Annotated in this window: 22 protein-coding genes; 8 read left to right on the plus strand and 14 right to left on the minus strand. The window is 73.6% G+C overall.

What is annotated here, in order from left to right; all coding sequences use genetic code 11:
* Positions 1 to 39 precede the first annotated feature (39 nt).
* Positions 40 to 1197, plus strand: a complete 1158-nt coding sequence (locus OG937_17605; GenBank protein ID WUD73365.1) for an Mrp/NBP35 family ATP-binding protein — start codon at positions 40 to 42, stop codon at positions 1195 to 1197.
* A gap of 87 nt (positions 1198 to 1284) precedes the next feature.
* On the opposite strand, the gene OG937_17610 is transcribed toward OG937_17605, so the two are convergent.
* The 5 genes from OG937_17610 to sigE all read right to left on the minus strand — a co-directional run bounded on the left by OG937_17610 (position 1285) and on the right by sigE (position 5855).
* The gene (locus OG937_17610) at positions 1285 to 1896 is read right to left on the minus strand and encodes a hypothetical protein (GenBank protein WUD73366.1); all 612 of its coding nucleotides are present in this window, start codon (positions 1894 to 1896) and stop codon (positions 1285 to 1287) included.
* Positions 1897 to 1974: 78 nt separating this feature from the next.
* Complete coding sequence (locus tag OG937_17615) at positions 1975 to 2415, minus strand: sec-independent translocase (GenBank protein WUD73367.1); 441 nt, start codon at positions 2413 to 2415, stop codon at positions 1975 to 1977.
* Positions 2416 to 2547: 132 nt separating this feature from the next.
* A complete protein-coding gene (locus tag OG937_17620) occupies positions 2548 to 4044 on the minus strand; it encodes a trypsin-like peptidase domain-containing protein (protein ID WUD73368.1) in 1497 nt (498 codons plus the stop codon).
* Positions 4045 to 4113: 69 nt separating this feature from the next.
* Positions 4114 to 5082 (minus strand): zf-HC2 domain-containing protein, encoded by a 969-nt coding sequence (locus OG937_17625; protein WUD73369.1) that lies wholly within the window; start codon positions 5080 to 5082, stop codon positions 4114 to 4116.
* Entirely contained in the window at positions 5079 to 5855 is a 777-nt protein-coding gene (gene sigE, locus OG937_17630; GenBank protein WUD73370.1) for an RNA polymerase sigma factor SigE, read from the minus strand. The genes OG937_17625 and sigE overlap by 4 nt, the downstream gene beginning before the upstream one ends.
* A 136-nt stretch (positions 5856 to 5991) precedes the next feature.
* On the opposite strand from sigE, the gene OG937_17635 reads away from it, so the two are divergent.
* Positions 5992 to 6657, plus strand: a complete 666-nt coding sequence (locus OG937_17635; protein ID WUD78791.1) for an O-methyltransferase — start codon at positions 5992 to 5994, stop codon at positions 6655 to 6657.
* A gap of 109 nt (positions 6658 to 6766) precedes the next feature.
* Here OG937_17635 and OG937_17640 read toward each other — a convergent pair whose 3' ends face one another.
* Positions 6767 to 6934, minus strand: a complete 168-nt coding sequence (locus OG937_17640) for a DUF3117 domain-containing protein (protein WUD73371.1) — start codon at positions 6932 to 6934, stop codon at positions 6767 to 6769.
* A 262-nt stretch (positions 6935 to 7196) separates the two neighbouring features.
* Between OG937_17640 and OG937_17645 the strand changes: the two genes are divergently transcribed.
* Positions 7197 to 7988, plus strand: a complete 792-nt coding sequence (locus OG937_17645; protein ID WUD73372.1) for an enoyl-CoA hydratase-related protein — start codon at positions 7197 to 7199, stop codon at positions 7986 to 7988.
* Positions 7989 to 8016: 28 nt separating this feature from the next.
* Here OG937_17645 and OG937_17650 read toward each other — a convergent pair whose 3' ends face one another.
* Both OG937_17650 and OG937_17655 read right to left on the minus strand, forming a co-directional pair.
* On the minus strand, positions 8017 to 8592 hold the full coding sequence (locus tag OG937_17650; GenBank protein ID WUD78792.1) for a DNA-3-methyladenine glycosylase I: 576 nt from the start codon (positions 8590 to 8592) through the stop codon (positions 8017 to 8019).
* Between the two features lie 11 nt (positions 8593 to 8603).
* Positions 8604 to 8984: a cell division protein DivIVA gene (locus OG937_17655; GenBank protein ID WUD73373.1), complete on the minus strand. Its 381-nt coding sequence runs from the start codon at positions 8982 to 8984 to the stop codon at positions 8604 to 8606.
* A gap of 123 nt (positions 8985 to 9107) precedes the next feature.
* On the opposite strand from OG937_17655, the gene folP reads away from it, so the two are divergent.
* On the plus strand, positions 9108 to 9968 hold the full coding sequence (gene folP, locus OG937_17660) for a dihydropteroate synthase (protein ID WUD73374.1): 861 nt from the start codon (positions 9108 to 9110) through the stop codon (positions 9966 to 9968).
* Between the two features lie 10 nt (positions 9969 to 9978).
* On the opposite strand, the gene OG937_17665 is transcribed toward folP, so the two are convergent.
* Complete coding sequence (locus OG937_17665) at positions 9979 to 10773, minus strand: TIGR00730 family Rossman fold protein (protein ID WUD73375.1); 795 nt, start codon at positions 10771 to 10773, stop codon at positions 9979 to 9981.
* Positions 10774 to 10854: 81 nt separating this feature from the next.
* Positions 10855 to 11922, minus strand: coding sequence for a succinyl-diaminopimelate desuccinylase (gene dapE, locus OG937_17670; GenBank protein ID WUD73376.1), 1068 nt, complete (start codon positions 11920 to 11922; stop codon positions 10855 to 10857).
* A 64-nt stretch (positions 11923 to 11986) separates the two neighbouring features.
* Between dapE and OG937_17675 the strand changes: the two genes are divergently transcribed.
* Positions 11987 to 12988, plus strand: coding sequence for a heavy metal transporter (locus tag OG937_17675; protein ID WUD73377.1), 1002 nt, complete (start codon positions 11987 to 11989; stop codon positions 12986 to 12988).
* A gap of 285 nt (positions 12989 to 13273) precedes the next feature.
* Complete coding sequence (locus OG937_17680) at positions 13274 to 13687, plus strand: ATP-binding protein (protein WUD73378.1); 414 nt, start codon at positions 13274 to 13276, stop codon at positions 13685 to 13687.
* Positions 13688 to 13767: 80 nt separating this feature from the next.
* Here the strand turns inward: OG937_17680 and dapC are convergent, their stop codons facing one another.
* Positions 13768 to 14880, minus strand: coding sequence for a succinyldiaminopimelate transaminase (dapC, locus tag OG937_17685; protein ID WUD73379.1), 1113 nt, complete (start codon positions 14878 to 14880; stop codon positions 13768 to 13770).
* Positions 14881 to 14974: 94 nt separating this feature from the next.
* The gene (locus tag OG937_17690; protein ID WUD73380.1) at positions 14975 to 15295 is read right to left on the minus strand and encodes a ferredoxin family protein; all 321 of its coding nucleotides are present in this window, start codon (positions 15293 to 15295) and stop codon (positions 14975 to 14977) included.
* Between the two features lie 113 nt (positions 15296 to 15408).
* Between OG937_17690 and OG937_17695 the strand changes: the two genes are divergently transcribed.
* On the plus strand, positions 15409 to 16434 hold the full coding sequence (locus OG937_17695) for a GNAT family N-acetyltransferase (protein ID WUD78793.1): 1026 nt from the start codon (positions 15409 to 15411) through the stop codon (positions 16432 to 16434).
* Between the two features lie 10 nt (positions 16435 to 16444).
* Complete coding sequence (locus OG937_17700) at positions 16445 to 17269, plus strand: transglutaminase-like domain-containing protein (GenBank protein WUD73381.1); 825 nt, start codon at positions 16445 to 16447, stop codon at positions 17267 to 17269.
* 119 nt (positions 17270 to 17388) lie between these two features.
* Here the strand turns inward: OG937_17700 and OG937_17705 are convergent, their stop codons facing one another.
* Both OG937_17705 and OG937_17710 read right to left on the minus strand, forming a co-directional pair.
* Positions 17389 to 17997 carry a response regulator transcription factor gene (locus OG937_17705; GenBank protein WUD73382.1) on the minus strand — a complete coding sequence of 203 codons (609 nt, stop codon included), beginning with the start codon at positions 17995 to 17997 and terminating at the stop codon, positions 17389 to 17391.
* Entirely contained in the window at positions 17927 to 19174 is a 1248-nt protein-coding gene (locus OG937_17710; GenBank protein ID WUD73383.1) for a sensor histidine kinase, read from the minus strand. Before OG937_17710 ends, OG937_17705 begins: the two co-directional genes overlap by 71 nt.
* Positions 19175 to 19183 lie beyond the last annotated feature (9 nt).

The raw sequence follows: 19183 nt of genomic DNA on the forward strand, positions 1-19183 counted from the left end.
GGGGTCCTGCGGGCACGGTGCGGGACGTACCATCGACGCATGGCTACCGAAGCGTACGGCTCCTCCCCCTCGCCCGACGCGGTGCGCGCCGCGCTCGCGACGGTGAACGACCCCGAGATCCACAAGCCGATCACCGACCTGGGCATGGTCAAGTCGGTCGACATCGCGGACGACGGCGCGGTGCGGGTCGGCGTGTACCTGACGGTGTCGGGCTGCCCGCTGCGGGACACCATCACCAACCTGGTGACCACCGCCGTGTCGAAGGTCGCCGGGGTCACCGCGGTGGCCGTCGAGCTGGACGTGATGAGCGACGAGCAGCGCCGCGAGCTGGCCACCTCGCTGCGCGGCGGGCAGGCGGAGCGGGAGATCCCCTTCGCCCAGCCCGGCTCGCTGACCCGGGTGTACGCGGTCGCCTCCGGCAAGGGCGGCGTCGGCAAGTCCTCGGTGACGGTGAACCTGGCCGCCGCGATGGCCGCCGACGGCCTGAAGGTCGGTGTGGTCGACGCCGACATCTACGGCCACAGCGTGCCGCGGATGCTGGGCGCGGACGGTCGTCCGACCCAGGTCGAGAACATGATCATGCCGCCCTCGGCCAACGGTGTGAAGGTCATCTCCATCGGCATGTTCACCCCGGGCAACGCCCCGGTCGTGTGGCGCGGCCCGATGCTCCACCGGGCGCTGCAGCAGTTCCTGGCCGACGTGTACTGGGGCGACCTGGACGTGCTGCTGCTCGACCTGCCGCCCGGCACGGGCGACATCGCCATCTCCGTCGCGCAGCTGGTCCCGAACGCCGAGATCCTCGTGGTCACCACGCCCCAGCAGGCGGCGGCCGAGGTCGCCGAGCGCGCGGGCACCATCGCCGTGCAGACCCACCAGAAGATCGTCGGCGTCATCGAGAACATGTCCGGGCTGCCCTGCCCGCACTGCGGCGAGATGGTCGACGTCTTCGGCAGCGGCGGCGGCGAGCGGGTCGCCGAGGGCCTGACCCGCACCACCGGCGCGACCGTGCCGGTGCTCGGCCAGATCCCCATCGACGTGCGGCTGCGCGAGGGCGGCGACGACGGCCGCCCGGTCGTCCTGACCGACCCGCAGTCCCCGGCCGGCTCGGCGCTGCGGGCCATCGCGGGCAAGCTGGGCGGGCGTCAGCGCGGACTGGCCGGCATGTCGCTGGGCATCACGCCGCGCAACAAGTTCTGAACCGGCGGGCCGGCCGCGACCGGCTCCCGGAACACCTCAGGGGCGCCTCCCGGTCCGGGAGGCGCCCCTGAGCCGTCGCTCACGGCCTCACGGCCGGTACGTGGTGATGTCCTTCACCTGGGCCAGGCCGAGGCCGTAGGCGCTCATCCCGCGCCCGAAGGCACCCAGGTGCACCCCGCGCGCCGATCCGGCCATCACCCAGCCGTACTCCGACTCCCGGTAGTGGAACGGCGTGGGAACGCCGTCCACCGGCAGGCTGAGCGCCGACCAGTCGGGGCCCTCGAGGTTGTCCGCGAGGTCCCAGGCGATGGCGGTCTGCTGGTCGAGCCAGTTCTGCCGCAGGTGCCGCTCCATCTGGGTGGGCCAGGTGCAGGTCAGCAGTCCGGAACCCGCCAGCCAGGCCGCCGAGGCGACCGAGGTGGCGTCCAGCACGCCGGTGCCGTCCGAGCTGCGCCGGACCGGGCGGTCGGCGACCGTGACGACCACCACGAAGCGGCGGTGGTCGGGGGTGGGCTCGACCTTGACCGACGGTTCGTCGCCGTGGCCGGTGGAGCCGTGCTCGACCGTGCCGTCGGCGCTCATGCCGACGGGGGCGAGCCAGCGGTCGCCGGTGAACGCCTCGTCCAGTCCGTACCAGGTGAAGTCGGCCTTGAGATAGCCGCCGGTCGTACGATCCGCCGGATCAGCTGTGGTCTCCATACGCGCGGCGCCTCCTCCATAAGGGCAAACAAAGGGAGAATAGCCACTCGCGCTACGTGATCGGGGCAGGCCCCTGCATCAGGTGGCGTCGGAGTCGAACGGCGGGGCCTCGCCGGGCGTCAGGCCGTCGCGCTTGCGCAGCCGGTCCGGGGTGCCCGAGGACCCCGCGGCGGAACCCGAGCCGCCGCCGCTGTCGCGGCCGTGCACGGCGTCGGTGACCGCCGACATCTCCTCCTTGAAGTCGAATCCGTTGCGGATCTCCTTCAGGCCCAGCTCGTCGTTGTCCAGCAACTGCTTCCGGACGAAGTTCTTCGGGTGCAGGTCCTCGAATTCGAAGTCCTTGAACTCCGGACCCAGCTCGCTGCGGATGTCCGCCTTCGCGCTGTCGGAGAACTCCCGCACCTTGCGGACGAACTGCATCACGTCCTTGATGACCTTGGGCAGTTTGTCCGGCCCGAACACGAGCACGGCAAGGATCACGAGCGCGACGACCTCCAGCGCGCCTATGTCTGAAAACACCGTGCAGCTCCTCGTGGTCCTCGGCCGCGGACGGAATCCGGCGGATCTCACCGTACCTGCCCCAACCGTCTGCACGGGAGTGGGCAGGGTCAACAGTAGGTCGCGCCCCGGTAAATCCCGAATTCGCCGTGCTCAGTTCCCGCTGGCCGAGCCCAGGGTCAGCTCCATGGCGTGCTGCTTGCCGTCCCGCTTCACGGTGAGCTGCAGCGTGTCGCCGGGCCGGTGGGCGCGGATCCGCACGATCAGCTCCTCGCCGTTGTGCACCCGCTTGCCGTCGATGGCGGTGATCACGTCACCCGGTTCGATGCCCGCCTTGGCGCCGGGGCCGTTCGGGGTGACCGAGTCCCCCTCGCCCTGGCCCTCCGGGCTGACCTGGGCGCCGTCGCCGGAGTACTGCAGGTTGATGCTGACGCCGATCACCGGGTGGGTGGCCTTGCCGTCGTTGATCAGCTGCTCGGCCACCCGCTTGGCCTGGTTGACCGGGATGGCGAAGCCGAGGCCGATGCTCCCGCCCTGGCTGCTGTTGCCGAAGGGGTCGGAGCCGCTGTCCGCCGAGCGGATGGCGCTGTTGATCCCGATGACCAGGCCCTTGGCGTCGACCAGCGGACCGCCGGAGTTGCCGGGGTTGATCGGGGCGTCGGTCTGGATGGCGTCGACGTAGCTGACGTCGCTGCTGTTGGTCTCCCCGCCCGCGGTGATCGGGCGCTGGGTGGCGCTGATGATGCCGGAGGTGACGGTGCCCTCGAGGCCGTACGGGGCGCCGATGGCGACGACCGGGTCGCCGACCTGGGCGGCGTCGGAGTCGCCGAGGGTCAGCGGGTGGAGCCCCTTCACCCCGCTGACCTTGATGACCGCCAGGTCGTAGCCGGTGTCCCGGCCCACGATCGTGGCGGGCTTCACCTGGCCGCCGTTGAAGGTCACCGAGATGGTGCCGCTCTTGGCGACGCTCTCCACCACGTGGTTGTTGGTGAGGATGTGGCCCTCGCCGTCCAGCACGAACCCGGTGCCGGTGCCCTCACCGGCGTCGCCCTTGACGTGGATGTAGACGACGCCGGGCAGGACCTGGGCCGCGATGCCCGCGATGCTGTCCGGGGCGCGGGTGCCGGCCTCCGCGGTGGCCTGCGGCAGGGTCACCTCCGGCGTGCCGCCGCTGTCGTGCACGTAGGCGCCCAGCGCCCCTCCGATGCCCCCGGCGATCAGGGTGACGGCGATCAGGGCGGCCGCCAGCGGGGCGCGCCGGCTCCCCGTCCGCTGGGCGGTCGGCTGCTGTCCCGTGGTGCCGCCCGGGGGCGCCCAGGGGTCGTAGCGGTGCCACTGACCGACGGACAGCGGCGCCGGGGGTCCGGGCGGGCCGCTCGGCGGCGGGGGCGGGGGCACGGGCTGGTGCGGCGGTGGCGCCGCACCAGCGGGGGGCTGTACGGGCGGCGCGGGCGCCCAGGGGCCGGGCTCGCCGTACGGCGGGGTGTCGTACGGGTCCGGGGTGTGCCGCGGGGCCGCTCCGGCGGGGGGCCCGGCGGGTGCGTCGGGGACCGCGTCCGGGGCGGGCCGGTCCCGCGGCTCAGGGGGAACCGGCGCGACCGTCTCCGGCCGGCTCCACCACTTCGGCCCTTCGGCCTTCCCCTCGTCCACGGTGCTCCCCTACGACGACCAGTCCTCCCTGGATTGAACCAGGAGTCGGCGCCGCCCGCAGCCGACCGCTCAGCGGGTCACGGGGAAGTGGCCGACCAGGGGGACGACCGAGTCGAGCGGAACGGGCACGGCCGGCGAGGCCTTGGTGCCGCTCGACGAGCCGGGGGAAGCGGAGGGACTCGCGGTCGCCGACGGGGCCAGGGCGGGTGCCGGGGTGACCCCGGGGACCGCGGATGCGGCCGAGCCGGTGACCGACCGGTCGTCGTCGGACAGACCCAGCGGCCGGGTGACGGTGCCGGCGGGCACCCGGCCGTCGGCCGCGCCGACGCCGTACGGATGCATGCCGCGGGAGTCGGGGTGCAGCAGGTCGCTGGTGGCCGTGCTCCACACGTCGGCGGCCGCGCGGGCGGTCGCGCCGCTGAACGGCGTCGCGGGGGCGCCCGGGCCGCTGCGGGAGAGCGGGGTGCCGCCGGCTCCGTCGACCGCGGCGTCCAGCGGCAGGGCGCCGCCGAGCGCGATGGCCGCCATGGAGACCGCGCCCGCCGCGGCGAAGGCGAAACGGCGCCGGCCGCGGACCGCGGCGGCGGACGAAGCGGGGCCGACGGGCGCGACCGCCGCGCCGGAGCGGCCGCTCTCGTGGATCCGGAAGCCGCGCGACGCGGACGCGGACAGGGGCAGCGAGAACTCCTCGCGCGCCTTCCCGAACAGACCGCCACCGAGGCGCTCACCGCCGAGGCTGGCCGTCTCCATCAGTCCGCCGTCCCCGAAGGGCCCGCTTCCGCCGTCCCCGTCACCCCCGGGCAGCTCCTGGAGGCGGGCGAGCAGGCCTGCGGACAGGGCGGGCGGCGCCGAGGCGGCGACCACGTCCTTCATCCGGCGCTGCTCGTCGGCAGCGGCCTTGCAGTCGGGGCAGGTCGCCAGGTGCGCGAGCACCCGGTCGCGGGCGTCGTCGTGCAGCTCGCCGTCGACGAAGGCGGCGAGGTGGTCGCCCAAGTGCTGGTCGGCACACGTGAGATGCCGGCTGACACCGCTGCTCACGTGCTCCCGCCCTCCAGGGCCGGCCGGCCGGTGGCCAGGACGGGCGCGCGGCCCGGACGGGCGGCCGGCGCACGGTGCTCCAGCGCCTTGCGCAGGTGCGAACGACCGCGGTGGATACGGCTGCGCACGGTGCCCAGCTTCACGCCGAGCGTCGCGGCGATCTCCTCGTAGGACAGGCCCTCGATGTCACAGAGCACGACGGCCGCGCGGAACTCCGGGGCGAGGGTGTCCAGCGCCTGCTGGATGTCCGCGTCGAAGTGGGTGTCGGCGAAGTGCTGCGCCGGGGACGGCTCGCGGCTCGGCAGCCGCTCCGCGGCGTCGTCGCCCAGGGCGTCGAAGCGGATGCGCTGGCGACGGCGGACCATGTCGAGGAAGAGGTTGGTGGTGATGCGGTGGAGCCAGCCCTCGAAGGTGCCGGGGGTGTACGTCGACAGCGAGCGGAAGACGCGGACGAAGACCTCCTGGGTGAGGTCCTCGGCGTCGTGCTGGTTGCCGGTGAGACGGTACGCCAGGCGGTAGACCCGGGCACTGTGCGTACTGACGATCTCCTCCCACGAAGGGGGAGTCCACGCCTGGTTGTCCCCGTCGGTGGCGAAGGTCGCGTTGGCGGCCACAGTCACGGACTCGTCGTTGCGCGGACGGTCGTCAGCTGTATCGGTCACGGATTTCGGCTCGCCGGCCGCCCTGCGGAAGCGCGAGAGCACTCCCCGGTGACCCGCCGCAGCCGCACCTCCCCTGTCGGCTCTGGTGGTGTCCAGTAGAGCCCCTACCATAGCCACCTCGCCCGTTAGCTCCGGATAAGTGCCGGGCGCATCGCTCCCGGCCCCTGACGTTCAGGTCCGTCGCAGGTACCAACGAGCGGTCCCATCTGCGGGTTCCCGACCGCAACGGATACAGTCGCCAGGCGGGCTGCAACCGTCAGGCGGACAGGAGAGGGCAATTACCGGCAACCGGCAGGCGAGCTGGGCGTTCGCGGACGCTTTCGTCGCCGAGGACGACGCGCTGATACGAGCCCGCGGGCGAGCTCGTGAGGCGGGCGTGCGCCCCGTCTCCCCCGGCACCGGCGCGGCACTGCGACTGCTGGCCGCCGCCACGGACGCCAAGGCGGTGGTGGAGATCGGCACCGGCACCGGGGTCTCCGGGATCCACCTGCTGCAGGGCATGCGCCCCGACGGCGTGCTGACCACCGTCGACACCGAACCGGACCGCCAGCAGCACGCCCGCACCGCCTACCGGGAGGCGGGTTTCGCGGGGAACCGCGCCCGCTTCATCCCCGGCCGGGCGCTGGACGTCCTCCCCCGGCTCGCCGACGGCGGCTACGACCTGGTGTTCTGCGACGGGGACCGGCTGGAGTACCCGGACTACCTGGGCGAATCGTTGCGCCTGCTGCGCCCCGGGGGGCTGGTCTGCTTCGAGGGGGCCTTCGCGCAGGGCCGGTCCATGGACGCCGCCCACTCCGAGCCGGAGGTCATCCGGCTGCGCGAACTGATGCGGACGGTACGCGACAACGCGGCCCTCGCCCCCGTCCTGCTGCCGACCGACGACGGCCTGCTCTGCGCGGTACGGCGCGGCTGACAATTTCCCCGCCCGGAATGCACCTGTTTCCGGAGCGGCGCGTAAACGGACAAACAAGTGGGCCCCCGGCGCATGCCGCCAGGGGCCCAAGGCTTGGATTGGCCGGTTGTCAGGCGATGGCCTTCTTCAAAGCCTCGCCGAGTGCATCCGCCTCGTCGGGAGTCAGCTCGACGACAAGCCGTCCGCCGCCCTCGAGCGGAACGCGCATGATGATGCTCCGCCCCTCCTTGGTCACCTCGAGCGGGCCATCACCCGTCCGCGGCTTCATGGCCGCCATGCTCGTTCCCCTTCCTGAAACCAGCTCTTCGCACACGGTGGCCCAGGCGCCACCGGACTCGAACACATTGGTTCTCGGCCATTATCCCGCATCGGGTGACCTGATGACCAACATCGGTTCCCATCCGTTCGAGAACCCGGTCCCGCAAAACCGTCCATTTCGGTGATGGCACTCTCGGCCGCGTTTGATGGGGGTCACATGTCCGTGCCCGGCGATCTCCGGCATGCTGGCCCCGAACGTGAGCCGCGACGAAGGGGACCACATGGCCGACACCGTGCTGTACGAGGTGAGTGACGGGCTCGCCACCATCACCCTGAACCGCCCCGAGGCGATGAACTCGCTGAACGTGGAGACCAAGGTCGCCCTGCGGGACGCCCTGGAGGCGGCGGGCGCCGACCCCGCGGTGCGGGCCGTGCTGCTGACCGCGAACGGCAAGGCCTTCTGCGTCGGCCAGGACCTCAAGGAGCACGTCGCGTTCCTCCAGCAGGAGGGCGGTGGGCCGGCGATGTCCACGGTGCGCGAGCACTACAACCCGATCGTCACCGCGATCGCCACCATGCCCAAGCCCGTCGTCGCCGGGGTCAACGGGGTCGCCGCGGGCGCCGGCGCCGGCTTCGCCTTCGCCTGCGACTACCGCGTGGTCGCCGACACCGCCGCCTTCAACACCTCCTTCGTCGGCGTCGCCCTGACCGCCGACTCCGGGGCCTCCTGGACGCTGCCCCGGCTGGTGGGCCGCAGCCGCGCCGCCGACCTGCTGCTCTTCCCGCGCACGATCAGCGCGCAGGAGGCCTTCGAGCTGGGCGTCGCCAACCGCCTGGTCCCGGCCGGCGAGCTGGCCGCCGAGGCCGCCTCGGTCGCCCGCACCCTCGCCGAGGGCCCGACGGTCGCCTACGCGGCGGTGAAGGCCTCCCTGGCGTACGGGGAGGGGCACTCGCTGGTCGACACCCTGGCCAAGGAGGACGAGCTGCAGACGGCCGCCGGTGCCTCCGAGGACCACCGGATCGCCGTCGAGGCGTTCCTGAAGAAGGACAAGCCCCGCTTCCTCGGCCGCTGAGCCGGGGCAGGCGGGGCGGCCGGGGCGCTCAGCGGCGGGCGCAGCAGTCGGCCAGGTGGTCGTCCACCAGGCCGCAGGCCTGCATCAGCGCGTAGGCCGTGGTGGGGCCGACGAAGCGGAAGCCGCGCTTCTTGAGGTCCTTGGCCAGGGCGGTGGACTCCGCCGTGACGGCCGGCACGTCCGCGACCGTGCGGGGTGCCGGGCGTCCGGCGGGGTCCGGCGCGTACGACCAGACCAGGGCGTCCAGACCGCCCTCGTGGGCCTCGCGCAGCGCCAGGGTGGCCTGCGCGTTGCCGATGGAGGCGTCGATCTTGGCGCGGTTGCGGATGATGCCGGTGTCGGCGAGGAGCCGCTCCCGGTCGTCGTCGGTGAAGGCGGCGACCGCCTCCGGGGAGAAGCCGGCGAAGGCCTTCCGGAAGCCCTCGCGGCGGCGCAGGATCGTGATCCAGGACAGGCCCGACTGGAAGGCCTCCAGGCACAGCCGCTCGAAGAGGGCCGCCTCGCCGTGCACCGGGCGCCCCCACTCGGTGTCGTGGTAGTCGACGTAGTCGTCGGTGGACAGCCCCCACGGGCAGCGGGCCAGGCCGTCCGGCCCGGTCACCACGCCGCCGTCGCTCACAGCCCGCTCCCGGGGGCGCGCGGGTCCTCGGGGGCCCGCGGGGCCTCGTCGGCGTCCTTGAGCAGCGAGTGGCCGCCGAGCCGGGTGGCGTGGGCGCCGGCCAGCGCGGCCTCCAGGTCGGCGATGTGGGCGTCGCGCTGGGCCAGTTCCGCCCCGAGGCGCTCCAGCACGTCGTCGACGTCCACCATGCGGTAACCGCGCACGGTCACCGGCAGGCGCAGCCGCTCGACGTCCGCGCGGCCCACCGGCCGCTGCGGCGGCAGTCGGTCGTCCACCCGGTCCGGCTGCACGTCACGGAGCACCCCGCCGTCGCCGAGCACCGCGAGGGCGACCGCGGCGACCACCGCGACCAACGCGATGAGCATGAACCAGAACAAGACCTCTCCCGGGGTCGGCCCGACGTGTACGCCACGATCGTGCCACGTCGCGCCGTGCGCGCGGTGTGCGGTCGGCGACTATCTTCGATCGGCGTACGACATTTCGAGGGAGGCAGGCGCGACATGCTGCGGCTGGGCACACGGGAATTCGGCGAGCACGAGCCCGTGATCATGGCGATCGTGAACCGGACGCCGGACTCGTTCTACGACCAGGGCGCCACGTTCACCGACGCACCGGCCCTCGAACGCGTCGGGCGCGCGGTCGCGGAGGGTGCGGCGATCATCGACGTCGGCGGGGTGAAGGCGGGCCCCGGCGAGGAGGTCTCGGCGCAGGAGGAGATCCGCAGGACCGCCGGTTTCGTCGCCGAGGTGCGCCGGCGCCACCCCGACGTGGTGATCAGCGTCGACACCTGGCGCCACGAGGTCGGCGAGGCGGTCTGCGAGGCCGGCGCGGACCTGCTCAACGACGCCTGGGGCGGCGTCGACCCCCGGCTCGCCGAGGTCGCCGCGAAGCACGGCGTCGGCCTGGTCTGCACCCACGCGGGCGGCGCCCTGCCGCGCACCCGGCCGCACCGCGTCGGCTACGAGGACGTGATGGCCGACATCCTGCAGGTGACGGTGGGCCTCGCGGAGCGGGCGGCCGCGCTCGGGGTGCGGCGGGACGGCATCCTCATCGACCCCGGCCACGACTTCGGGAAGAACACCCGGCACTCGCTGGAGGCGACCCGGCGGCTGCCGGAGATGACGGCCACCGGCTGGCCGGTGCTGGTCTCGCTGTCCAACAAGGACTTCGTGGGCGAGACCCTGGACCGCCCCGTCAAGGAGCGGCTGATCGGCACCCTGGCGACGACCGCCGTCTCGGCGTGGCTCGGCGCCCGGGTGTACCGGGTGCACGAGGTCGCCGAGACCCGTCAGGTGCTGGACATGGTGGCCTCGATCGCGGGACACCGGCCCCCGGCGGTCGCCCGGCGGGGGCTGGCGTAGGGCCCGCGGTTCAGTCGCCGATCTCCTTGGTCACCAGGGCGACCGCCTCGTCGACGTCGTCCGTGACGTGGAGGAGTTCCAGGTCGACCGGGGACGCCTTGCCGCCGTCCACGACGGTGTTGCGGACCCAGTCGACCAGGCCGCGCCAGTAGGCGGAGCCGAACAGGACGATGGGGAACTGCGTGACCTTGCGGGTCTGGACCAGCGTGAGGGCCTCGAAGAGCTCGTCGAGGGTGCCGAAGCCGCCCGGCAGGACGATGAACCCGGAGGCGTACTTCACGAACATCGTCTTGCGGACGAAGAAGTAGCGGAAGTTCACGCCGATGTCGACGTAGGGGTTGAGCCCCTGCTCGAAGGGGAGCTCGATGCCCAGGCCCACCGAGACCCCGCCGGCCTCGCAGGCACCCCGGTTGGCCGCCTCCATGGCCCCGGGGCCGCCGCCGGTGATGACGGCGAAGCCCGCCTCGGCCAGGGCGCGGCCGATGCGGACGCCGATCTCGTAGTCGGCCGAGCCCTCCGCCATACGGGCGGAACCGAAGACGCTGACCGCCCTGCCGAGTTCGGCGAGCGCGCCGAAGCCCTCGACGAACTCCGACTGGATGCGCATCACGCGCCACGGGTCCCCGTGGACCCAGTCCGAGGGTCCGCGGGTGTCCAGCAACCGCTGGTCGGTCGTGGACTTCTGCACCTGGCCCCGGCGCCGTACGACGGGACCGGTGTGGCGCTCGGGCCAGCCGCGCCCCGTGGGGCTGCCCTCCGCCGCGGCTGTCTCGGCGGCGGACGCCTCCTCCGCGTCACTGTCCATGTCGCGCTCCTTTCGCTGCCGTCCGGTCAGGGTACGACCGCGTCCGCCGGGCGGATCAAGAACGCGCCGCTGAATTGCTCGTTACGACAGCCAGGCGCGCAGCTTCTCCTCCGCCTCCAGGACGGCGGCGACGGCGACGTGCTCCTCGCGGGTGTGGGCGAGCCGGGGGTCGCCGGGGCCGTAGTTCACGGCCGGGACGCCCAGCGCGGAGAAGCGGGCCACGTCGGTCCAGGCCTCCTTGGGCGCGGGCTCGGTGCCGATGGCCTCGACGAAGGCGGCCGCCGCGGGGTGGGACAGGCCCGGCAGGGCGCCGGGGGCGCTGTCGGTCAGCCGCACGTCGTAGCCCTCGAAGACCTCGCGGACGTGGGCGAACGCCTCGGCCTCGGAACGGTCGGGGGCGAAGCGGAAGTTGACGATCACCGCGCAGGAGTCGGGGATCACGTTCCCGGCGTGACCGCCCTCGATCATGACGGCGTTGAGGCCCTCGCGGTAGGTGAGGCCGTCGACGACCGCCTGCCGCGGCTCGTAGGCGGCGAGCCGGGCCAGCACGGGCGCGGCCTTGTGGATGGCGTTCTCGCCCAGCCAGCTGCGCGCGGAGTGGGCGCGGCGGCCGGTGGTCTCCACCCGGAACCTCAGGGTGCCCTGGCAGCCGCCCTCGACCTTTGCGTCGGTGGGCTCCAGCAGGACGGCGAAGTCGCCGGCGAGCCACTCCGGGTGGTTCTCGGCGAGCCGCTTGAGGCCGTTGTGCTCCGCCGCGATCTCCTCGGCGTCGTAGAAGACGAAGGTCAGGTCGCGGTTGGGCTCGGTGAGGGTCGCGGCGAGCCGCAGCTGGACGGCGACCCCGGACTTCATGTCGGAGGTGCCGCAGCCCCACAGGACGCCGTCCTCGTCGAGGCGGGAGGGCACGTTCGCGGCGATCGGCACGGTGTCCAGGTGACCGGCGAGTACGACGCGCTCGGCCCGGCCGAGCCGTGTGCGGGCGACGACGGCGTCCCCGTCCCGGTCCACCGTGAGGTGGGGCAGGGCGCGCAGGGCGCTCTCCACGGCGTCCGCCAGCGGCTTCTCGGCGAGGCTGACGGAGGGGATGTCGACGAGCTGCGCCGTCACGGCGGCGGCGTCCTGACTGAGATCGAGCACGGGCCGTTCCATGCCGCCGACCCTACCGGGGGCCTGACGAGGCCACCGGCACAGCGGGCTTCGGTACGGTGTGCGCGTGCCGAAGCCACCGTCGACCTCGACACCCGCCGCAAGTGCCCCCCGCAGGCGGGGGCGCGCAGCCCGTCTGATCACCGCAGGACTGGTCCTGCTGGGGGTCGCGGGCTACTCCGCGTACCACCTGGCCGGCGTCGGCGGCGGTCCGCGCCATCCGGCCTGCACGGTCACCACGGAGGCCGGCAGCCTGACCCTGGAGCCCCAGCAGGCGGCGAACGCCTCGACGATCGCCGCGGTGGCGACCTCGCGCGGGCTGCCGGAGCGGGCGGTGACGATAGCGCTGGCCACGTCCATGCAGGAGTCGGCGCTCCGCAATCTCGACCACGGGGACCGCGACTCGGTGGGCCTGTTCCAGCAGCGCCCTTCGCAGGGCTGGGGCACGGCCGCGCAGATCATGGACCCGGTCTACGCCTCCAACGAATTCTTCGACGGCCTGGTGAAGATCCACGGCTATTCCCGGCTGCCCCTCACGGTGGCCGCCCAGAAAGTGCAGAAGAGCGGCTTCCCTCAGGCGTACGCCAAGCACGAGGCGGACGCCGCGCTGCTGGCCGGCGCGCTGACCGGCCGGCACGCCGGGGCGCTCACCTGCGTCACCCCGGTGGCCGCGGGGGCGGTCTCCGGGGGCGACCCGGCGAAGGTGCGAGAGCGGCTGGTGCGGGAGTTCGGGGCCGATGTGGCGCCGCGCACCACCGAGACGCCCGCGGACCCGGACGACGAGGCCGCGCGGGACGCCAAGAACGGTGCGCGGGGCGGGGGTCCGGCGCGGCGCACGGTGGCCGTGCCGTCGGCCCCGGCGAGGAACGAGGCGCGCGGCGACAAGGGCCGGCGGGGCTGGGAGCTGGCCCAGTGGGCGGTGGCGCACGCCCATGAACTGAAGGTGGAGAAGGTGTCCTTCGGGAACCGCGAGTGGTCGGCCGAGGCCTCCGACCGGGGCTGGACGGCGTCGAATTCCGACGCCGCGCACGGGGCCGGGGGCGACGTCAGGATCACCGTCGCGCAATAGTGCGGGTATTCACCCCCAGGCGGGTGATTGATACGCCAAAACCATCAGATGTGAATCCTCTCGTTCGGGGGTGCGAAAAAAGCTTCCGATCAAGGGCTGTGACGTTTCCGCGGCACTTCCGGGTCCGTCCGAATTGCTCCGCTTTACCGCCCCGGGAATCCTTTCACATTACCAATTCTTTACTCTTGGCGGCCGCAACCTTCGGCCCCCTTCACGCGGTAGTCACGACGTCCGCCCCGCGGACATGTCACGTCGAAACTGTCGTCTCTCCGTAAAAGGAGCACCATGTCTCTCCCCCTCGCGCGTCGGATCGCCCGGGCTGCCCTGCTGGTCGGCGCGGCCGCGGCTCCTCTCATCGGTGCCGGTGCCGCGTCCGCCGCCGCGCTGCCGCAGGTCGGCGACCTGGGTGGGCTGACCAATGTGGACAAGACCCCCGAGCTCACCGGCACCGTGAACGGCGTGGCCAAGCAGTCCGGCGCCGTGAAGGCCGTGCAGGAGGCGCTGCCCGCGACGACCGACACCGTCAGCGACCTGGCCAAGGGCGCCCAGCCCGCCGTCAAGGGAGCCGCGACGCAGACCGCCAGGACCGTCGGCGGCACCGCCCAGGAGCTCGGGACGACCGCCAAGGGCTCCGGGCTGCCGGGCGGCCTCCCCTCCACCGGCCGGCTGCCCCTCCAGGGGCTCCCCATCGGCGGCTGACCCCCCACAGCCGCACCGAAAGGGCCCGGGGAGCGGTGCTCCCCGGGCCCTTTGCGCCCCGCGTCGTGGCCGCCCGCGGCTCAGGAGGACAGCCGGCGCACCGCCGCCGCCACCCGCTCGTCGGTGGCCGTGAAGGCGATCCGTACGTACCGCTCCCCCGCCGCGCCGTAGAAGTCGCCGGGGGCCACGAGGATGCCGTCCTTGGACAGGTCCGCGACGGTGTCCCAGCAGGACTCGTCACGCGTCGCCCACAGGTACAGGCTCGCCTCGCTGTGCTCGATGCGGAAGCCGGCCGCCTCGAAGGCCTCCCGCAGGGACGCCCGCCGCCGCGCGTAGCGCTCGCGCTGCCGGGCCACGTGGGCGTCGTCCCCGAGCGCGGCGACCGTGGCGGCCTGCACCGGGGCGGGCGTCATCATGCCGCCGTGCTTGCGGATCTGCAGCAGCTCGCCGAGCACGGCCGGGTCGCCCAGGAGGAACGCCGAGCGGTAGCCGGCCAGGTTGGAGCGCTTGGACAGCGAGTGGACGGCCACGATGCCTTCGTAGGAGCCGCCGCAGACGTCCGGGTGCAGGACCGAGACCGGGTCGGCGTCCCAGCCCAGCTCCAGGTAGCACTCGTCGCTGAACACCAGCACGCCGTGCTCGCGCGCCCAGGCGACGGCACGGGTCAGCTCGTCCTTGGACAGCACGCGACCGGTGGGGTTGGAGGGGCTGTTGAGCCACAGCAGCCGCAGCCCGGCCGGGTCGGGCTCGGTCGGTTCGTCGTAGACGACCGCCTCGGCGCCCGCCAGCCGCGCCCCGACCTCGTAGGTCGGGTAGGCCAGCCGCGGGTACGCCACCTTGTCGCCCGCGCCGAGGCCCAGTTGGGTCGGCAGCCAGGCGACCAGTTCCTTGGAGCCGACGACCGGCAGCACGTGCGCGTCGGTCAGGCCGGTGGCGCCCAGCCGGCGGCCGGCCCAGCCGGTGATGGCGGCGCGCAGCTCGGGCGTCCCCCACACGGTCGGGTACCCGGGGCTGTCCGCGGCCCCGGCCAGGGCCCGCTGCACGATGTGCGGGACCGGGTCGACCGGGGTGCCGACCGACAGGTCGACGATGCCGCCGGGATGGGCGGCGGCCGTGGCCTTATACGGTTCGAGCCGGTCCCAGGGGAAGACGGGGAGTCTGGACGAGACTGGCTGCGCCACGGTGGTGCTCACTTTCCGTTCCTCGCAGGCACGCGGCCTGCCACTGCCTGAAACACGGCGGTCCCGTACGGCGGTGTGCCGTACGGGACCGCCCGCAACGGTCGGATCACTCGCCCTGCGGCGGCAGGGCGGCGATGAAGGGGTGATCGCGCTCGATCAGCCCGAGCTTGGAGGCACCACCGGGCGAGCCGAGCTCGTCGAAGAACTCGACGTTCGCCTTGTAGTAGTCCTTCCACTCCTCCGGGGTGTCGTCCTCGTAGAAGATGGCCTCCACCGGGCAGACCGGCTCACAGGCTCCGCAGTCGACGCATTCGTCCGGGTGGATGTACAAGGACCTCTGGCCCTCGTAGATGCAGTCGACCGGGCACTCCTCGATGCACGCCTTGTCCTTGACGTCGACACAAGGCTGCGCGATGACGTAGGTCACGCTGTCGTTCCTCCTCGGTAGGGCTGTCTCGCGCGGGAGCGCGGCGTCGTCGATGCCCGCCCCTAGTATCTCCGTTCTTGGGCAGCAGACGAACAGGAGGGGCGGTCATGAGCATGGATTTCACCGCCGGAGGCCGGCTCGAGGTACGCATAACCCCTTCTGACGTGGGCAAACGCGTTTCGGTTCGGAGGATCGCGGAGATCGTCGAGGGGCGGCCGGTGTTCGCCGACGCCGTCGGGATTCTCACATCGTGGAACGAAGGGGTGCTTGTTGTCACCCGTCGGGACGGGGAGACCGTCCGCATCGCGGAATCGTCCCTGGTCGCGGGCAAGATCGTGCCCGACGCACCGGCGCGCCGCGGCGCCCGCGCGCCCCGCGCGACGGCCAGGGAACTGCAGGAATCGGCCTCCCGCTGCTGGCCCGCGCAGGAGGCCGCCCGATTGGGCGCGTGGACGCTCCGGGCGGCCGGCGGCTTCACCCGGCGCGCCAACTCCGTGCTGCCGCTGGGCGATCCGGGTGTCCCGCTGACGGAGGCCGCCGCGCGGATCGCCCGCTGGTACGGCGACCGCGGACTGCCGCCGTACGTGCAGGTCACCACCGGTGGCGAGGACTCCGACGAGACGCTGGCGCAGGCGCTGGGCGGCCTCGGCTGGACGGCGGAGGGCCATGCCCTGCTGCGCACGGCCGCGCTGGCGCCGATCGCGGACCTGCCCGGCGCCGAGGCCGTGCACCTGTCCCGCGAGGCCGACGCGGCCTGGCTCGCCCGCTACCACCGCACGGGTGACCTGGGCGACGCGGCGCTGAAGGTGCTCACCGGCGGCCCCTCGGTGTGGTTCGCCACGGTGCCGGGGGACGGCGACCCCGCCGACGCCGGGCCCGCGGCGATCGGCCGCTGCGTCGTCGACGGCCGCTTCGCCTCCTTCGGCGCCGTCGAGGTGGCCCCCTCCCACCGGCGGCGCGGACTGGCCCTGGCCGTGATGGCCGCGCTCGCCCGCAAGGCCCTGGACGAGGGCGCCTCCGGCGCGTACCTGCAGGTCGAAACCGACAACGAGGGCGCGCGCGCCCTCTACGACCGGATGGGCTTCACCACCCACCACGCGTACCACTACCGGCGCGGCCCGCTGTCCGCGGAAGGGTGAGAACCCCGGTATGGACGACTCCACCAGGCAGCGCTTCGCCGAGGCCGCCCGCGAGGTGCGCCCCGACCTCGCTGACCTGTGCCTGCTCATCGGGGCCGAGGCCGACCCGTCCCTCGACGAGGCCGGGACGGACGCGGCGCAGATGGAACTCGACCGTCTCGCCGGGCTCCTGCCGTACGGCCTCACCGGCCCCGCCGAGTGGGCCGACGCCGCCGCCGAACTGCTCGCCGGCCGCTGCGGGTTCGGCGGCTCCCCGGCCGACTACCAGCGGCTGGAGTCCTCGCTGCTGCACGAGGTGCTGCAACGGCGGCGCGGGCTGCCGATCCTGCTGTCGGTGGTCTGGATGGAGGTCGTCCGGCGTGCCGGCGGCCCGGTCCACGGCGTCGCCCTCCCCGGGCACTTCGTCGTGGGCTTCGGCGACCCCGCGGGCGTCTTCGTGCTGGCCGACCCCTTCAACGGCGGCCGGCGGCTCGGGGAGGAGGACGTGCGCCTGCTGGTGGCGGGCGCGACGGGGACCGCGCCCTCCCCGGCGATGCTGGAACCCGCGGATCCGCTGGACATCGTGCTGCGGGTGCTCAACAACATCCGCGCGTGGGCCTCGGCACGGCCGGAGCACCTGACGACACAGCTGTGGGCGGTCGAACTGGCGCTGCTGCTGCCCCACCATCCGGCACGGCTGCGCCTCGAGCACGCCCAGCTCCTGGTGCGGAAGGGGGACTTCGCGCGGGGCGCCGCGGAGATGGAGGCGTACGCGGACGTGCTCGCCGAGGCGGAGCCGTCCGCCGCGACGGCGATGCGGCGGCAGGCGCGGGCCGCCCGCGCGCTCCTCAACTGACCACCCGGGGAGGGTTGCGGGTCGGCCGCCCGCCGGAGGCTGGGGGCACCCCCAGCGGTAGCTGGGGGAGGAACGACTTCCCGCGACCCCCACGGGCCCGGGCGGCGGGCGGCGGGCGGCTAGAGCCAGCCGCGTTCGAGGGCGATGCGGACCGCTTCGGTTCGGTTGCGCGCGGCGGTCTTCTGGATCGCGGTGGAGAGGTAGTTGCGGACGGTCCCCTCGGAGAGGTGGAGGCGGCGGGCGATGTCCGCGTTGAGGGAACCGTCGGCCGCCGCGCGCAGGACGTCGCGCTCGCGCGGGGTGAGGGGGTCGGCCCCCTCCGAGAGCGCGGCGGCGGCGAGCGCCGGGTCGATCACCTTCTCCCCCCGCAGCACCCTGCGCACCGCCTCCGCGAGTTCCCCCGCAGGCGCGTCCTTGACCAGGAACGCGTCGGCGCCCGCCTCCATGGCCCGGCGCAGGTACCCGGGCCGGCCGAACGTGGTGACGATGACGACGCGGACCCCGGGCAGTTCCGCCCGCACCACGGCGGCCGCGTCGAGGCCGGTCATCACGCCGGGCATCTCGATGTCGAGGAGCGCGACCTGCACCCCGGCGTCGCGGGCCGCTCCGAGGACGTCCTCGCCGCGCGCGACCTGCGCGACCACCTCGATGTCCTCCTCAAGCCCCAGCAGCGCGGCCAGGGCCTCGCGCACCATCGACTGGTCCTCCGCCAGCAGCACCCGGATCATGGCCGTGAGCGTAGTCGGCCGGGACGACGGCGTGGAGGGTGAAGCCGCCGTCCGCGGCGGTCTCCAGGCGGCCACCGGCGAGCAGCAGGCGCTCTTCCATGCCGGTCAGGCCGTTGCCGCGCCGTGTGCCGCCGGGGCCCGGGCCGCGGCCGTCGTCGGCGACGGTGAGCCGTACCGTGCCGTCGTCCTCGGCGACGGTCACCACGCAGCGGGAGGCGCCGCTGTGCCGTACGACGTTGGTGACGGCCTCGCGCAGGGCCCAGGCCAGCGCGCCCTCGGCCTCCGGGGTGAGCGGGGCGGCCACGGTGGCGGGCAGCTCGGCGCGGACGCCGGCGGCCTGCAGGGCGCCGCGGGCGCCGGCGAGCTCGGCGGCGAGGGTGGGCCTGCGGTAGCCGCTGACGGCCTCCCGGACGTCCACGAGGGCCTGCCGGCTGACCCGCTCGATGTCGGCGACCTGCGCGGCGGCGTCCTCGGGACGGCCGGGCAGCATGCGTCCGGCCAGTTCGCTCTTGAGGGTGATCAGCGACAGCGAGTGGCCGAGCAGGTCGTGCAGGTCGCGGGCGAGCCGCAGCCGTTCCTCCGTGGCGGCGAGCTGGGCCACCGCCGCCCGGGCCTCGCGCAGTTCGCGGGTGGTGCGCACCAGCTGGCGCACCCCGGTCATGGCGTAGCCGCCGAGCAGGCACGGCACGAGCAGCGAGACCACCGTGGCCTCGTTCGCCCCGGTGAGCCCGGCGACGGCCGCGAGCACCGCGGTGACCAGCGGGATCGCCCAGCGCGCCTGCCGGCCGGGCAGCACCGCCCCGCAGCCGACGGCCAGGTAGACGAACAGCACGAGGAAGGCGTCGCCCAGGGTGAACGTCATCAGCAGGCCCAGCGCGCCGAGCAGCAGGAGCTGCCCGTACACCCAGCGCGGCTGGTGTTCCGCGTTGGTCCGCAGGAAGACGATGCCCAGGTAGGCGGCGACGAAGGCGGCGAGCCCGAGCCAGCCGAGCACGGTCGCGGTGAGGCCGTGCCCGCCCTCGGCGAGGTCGCTGACCGGGGCGCCCAGGTAGAGCATCCACATGGCCACCCAGACCAGCTTGACCACGGCCTGGCGGCGGTTCTCCGGGGCCCGGCCGATGGCCGGGGCGTCCCGGGGCTCGGCGGCCTCCCGCTGCTGTGTCGTTCCGGCGGCCACGATCGTTCT

Source organism: Streptomyces sp. NBC_00510, assembly GCA_036013505.1.
Taxonomy (GTDB): Bacteria; Actinomycetota; Actinomycetes; order Streptomycetales; family Streptomycetaceae; genus Actinacidiphila.

Bases quoted from the DNA above. Each gene is read 5' to 3' on its own strand.
- OG937_17605 (WUD73365.1), top strand. From the start codon at position 40: ATGGCTACCGAAGCGTACGGCTCCTCCCCCTCGCCCGACGCGGTGCGC.
- OG937_17610 (WUD73366.1), bottom strand. From the start codon at position 1,896: ATGGAGACCACAGCTGATCCGGCGGATCGTACGACCGGCGGCTATCTC.
- sigE (WUD73370.1), bottom strand. From the start codon at position 5,855: ATGGTAGGGGCTCTACTGGACACCACCAGAGCCGACAGGGGAGGTGCG.
- OG937_17640 (WUD73371.1), bottom strand. From the start codon at position 6,934: ATGGCGGCCATGAAGCCGCGGACGGGTGATGGCCCGCTCGAGGTGACC.
- OG937_17645 (WUD73372.1), top strand. From the start codon at position 7,197: ATGGCCGACACCGTGCTGTACGAGGTGAGTGACGGGCTCGCCACCATC.
- folP (WUD73374.1), top strand. From the start codon at position 9,108: ATGCTGCGGCTGGGCACACGGGAATTCGGCGAGCACGAGCCCGTGATC.
- OG937_17665 (WUD73375.1), bottom strand. From the start codon at position 10,773: ATGGACAGTGACGCGGAGGAGGCGTCCGCCGCCGAGACAGCCGCGGCG.
- dapE (WUD73376.1), bottom strand. From the start codon at position 11,922: ATGGAACGGCCCGTGCTCGATCTCAGTCAGGACGCCGCCGCCGTGACG.
- OG937_17680 (WUD73378.1), top strand. From the start codon at position 13,274: ATGTCTCTCCCCCTCGCGCGTCGGATCGCCCGGGCTGCCCTGCTGGTC.
- OG937_17695 (WUD78793.1), top strand. From the start codon at position 15,409: ATGGATTTCACCGCCGGAGGCCGGCTCGAGGTACGCATAACCCCTTCT.
- OG937_17700 (WUD73381.1), top strand. From the start codon at position 16,445: ATGGACGACTCCACCAGGCAGCGCTTCGCCGAGGCCGCCCGCGAGGTG.
- OG937_17705 (WUD73382.1), bottom strand. From the start codon at position 17,997: ATGATCCGGGTGCTGCTGGCGGAGGACCAGTCGATGGTGCGCGAGGCC.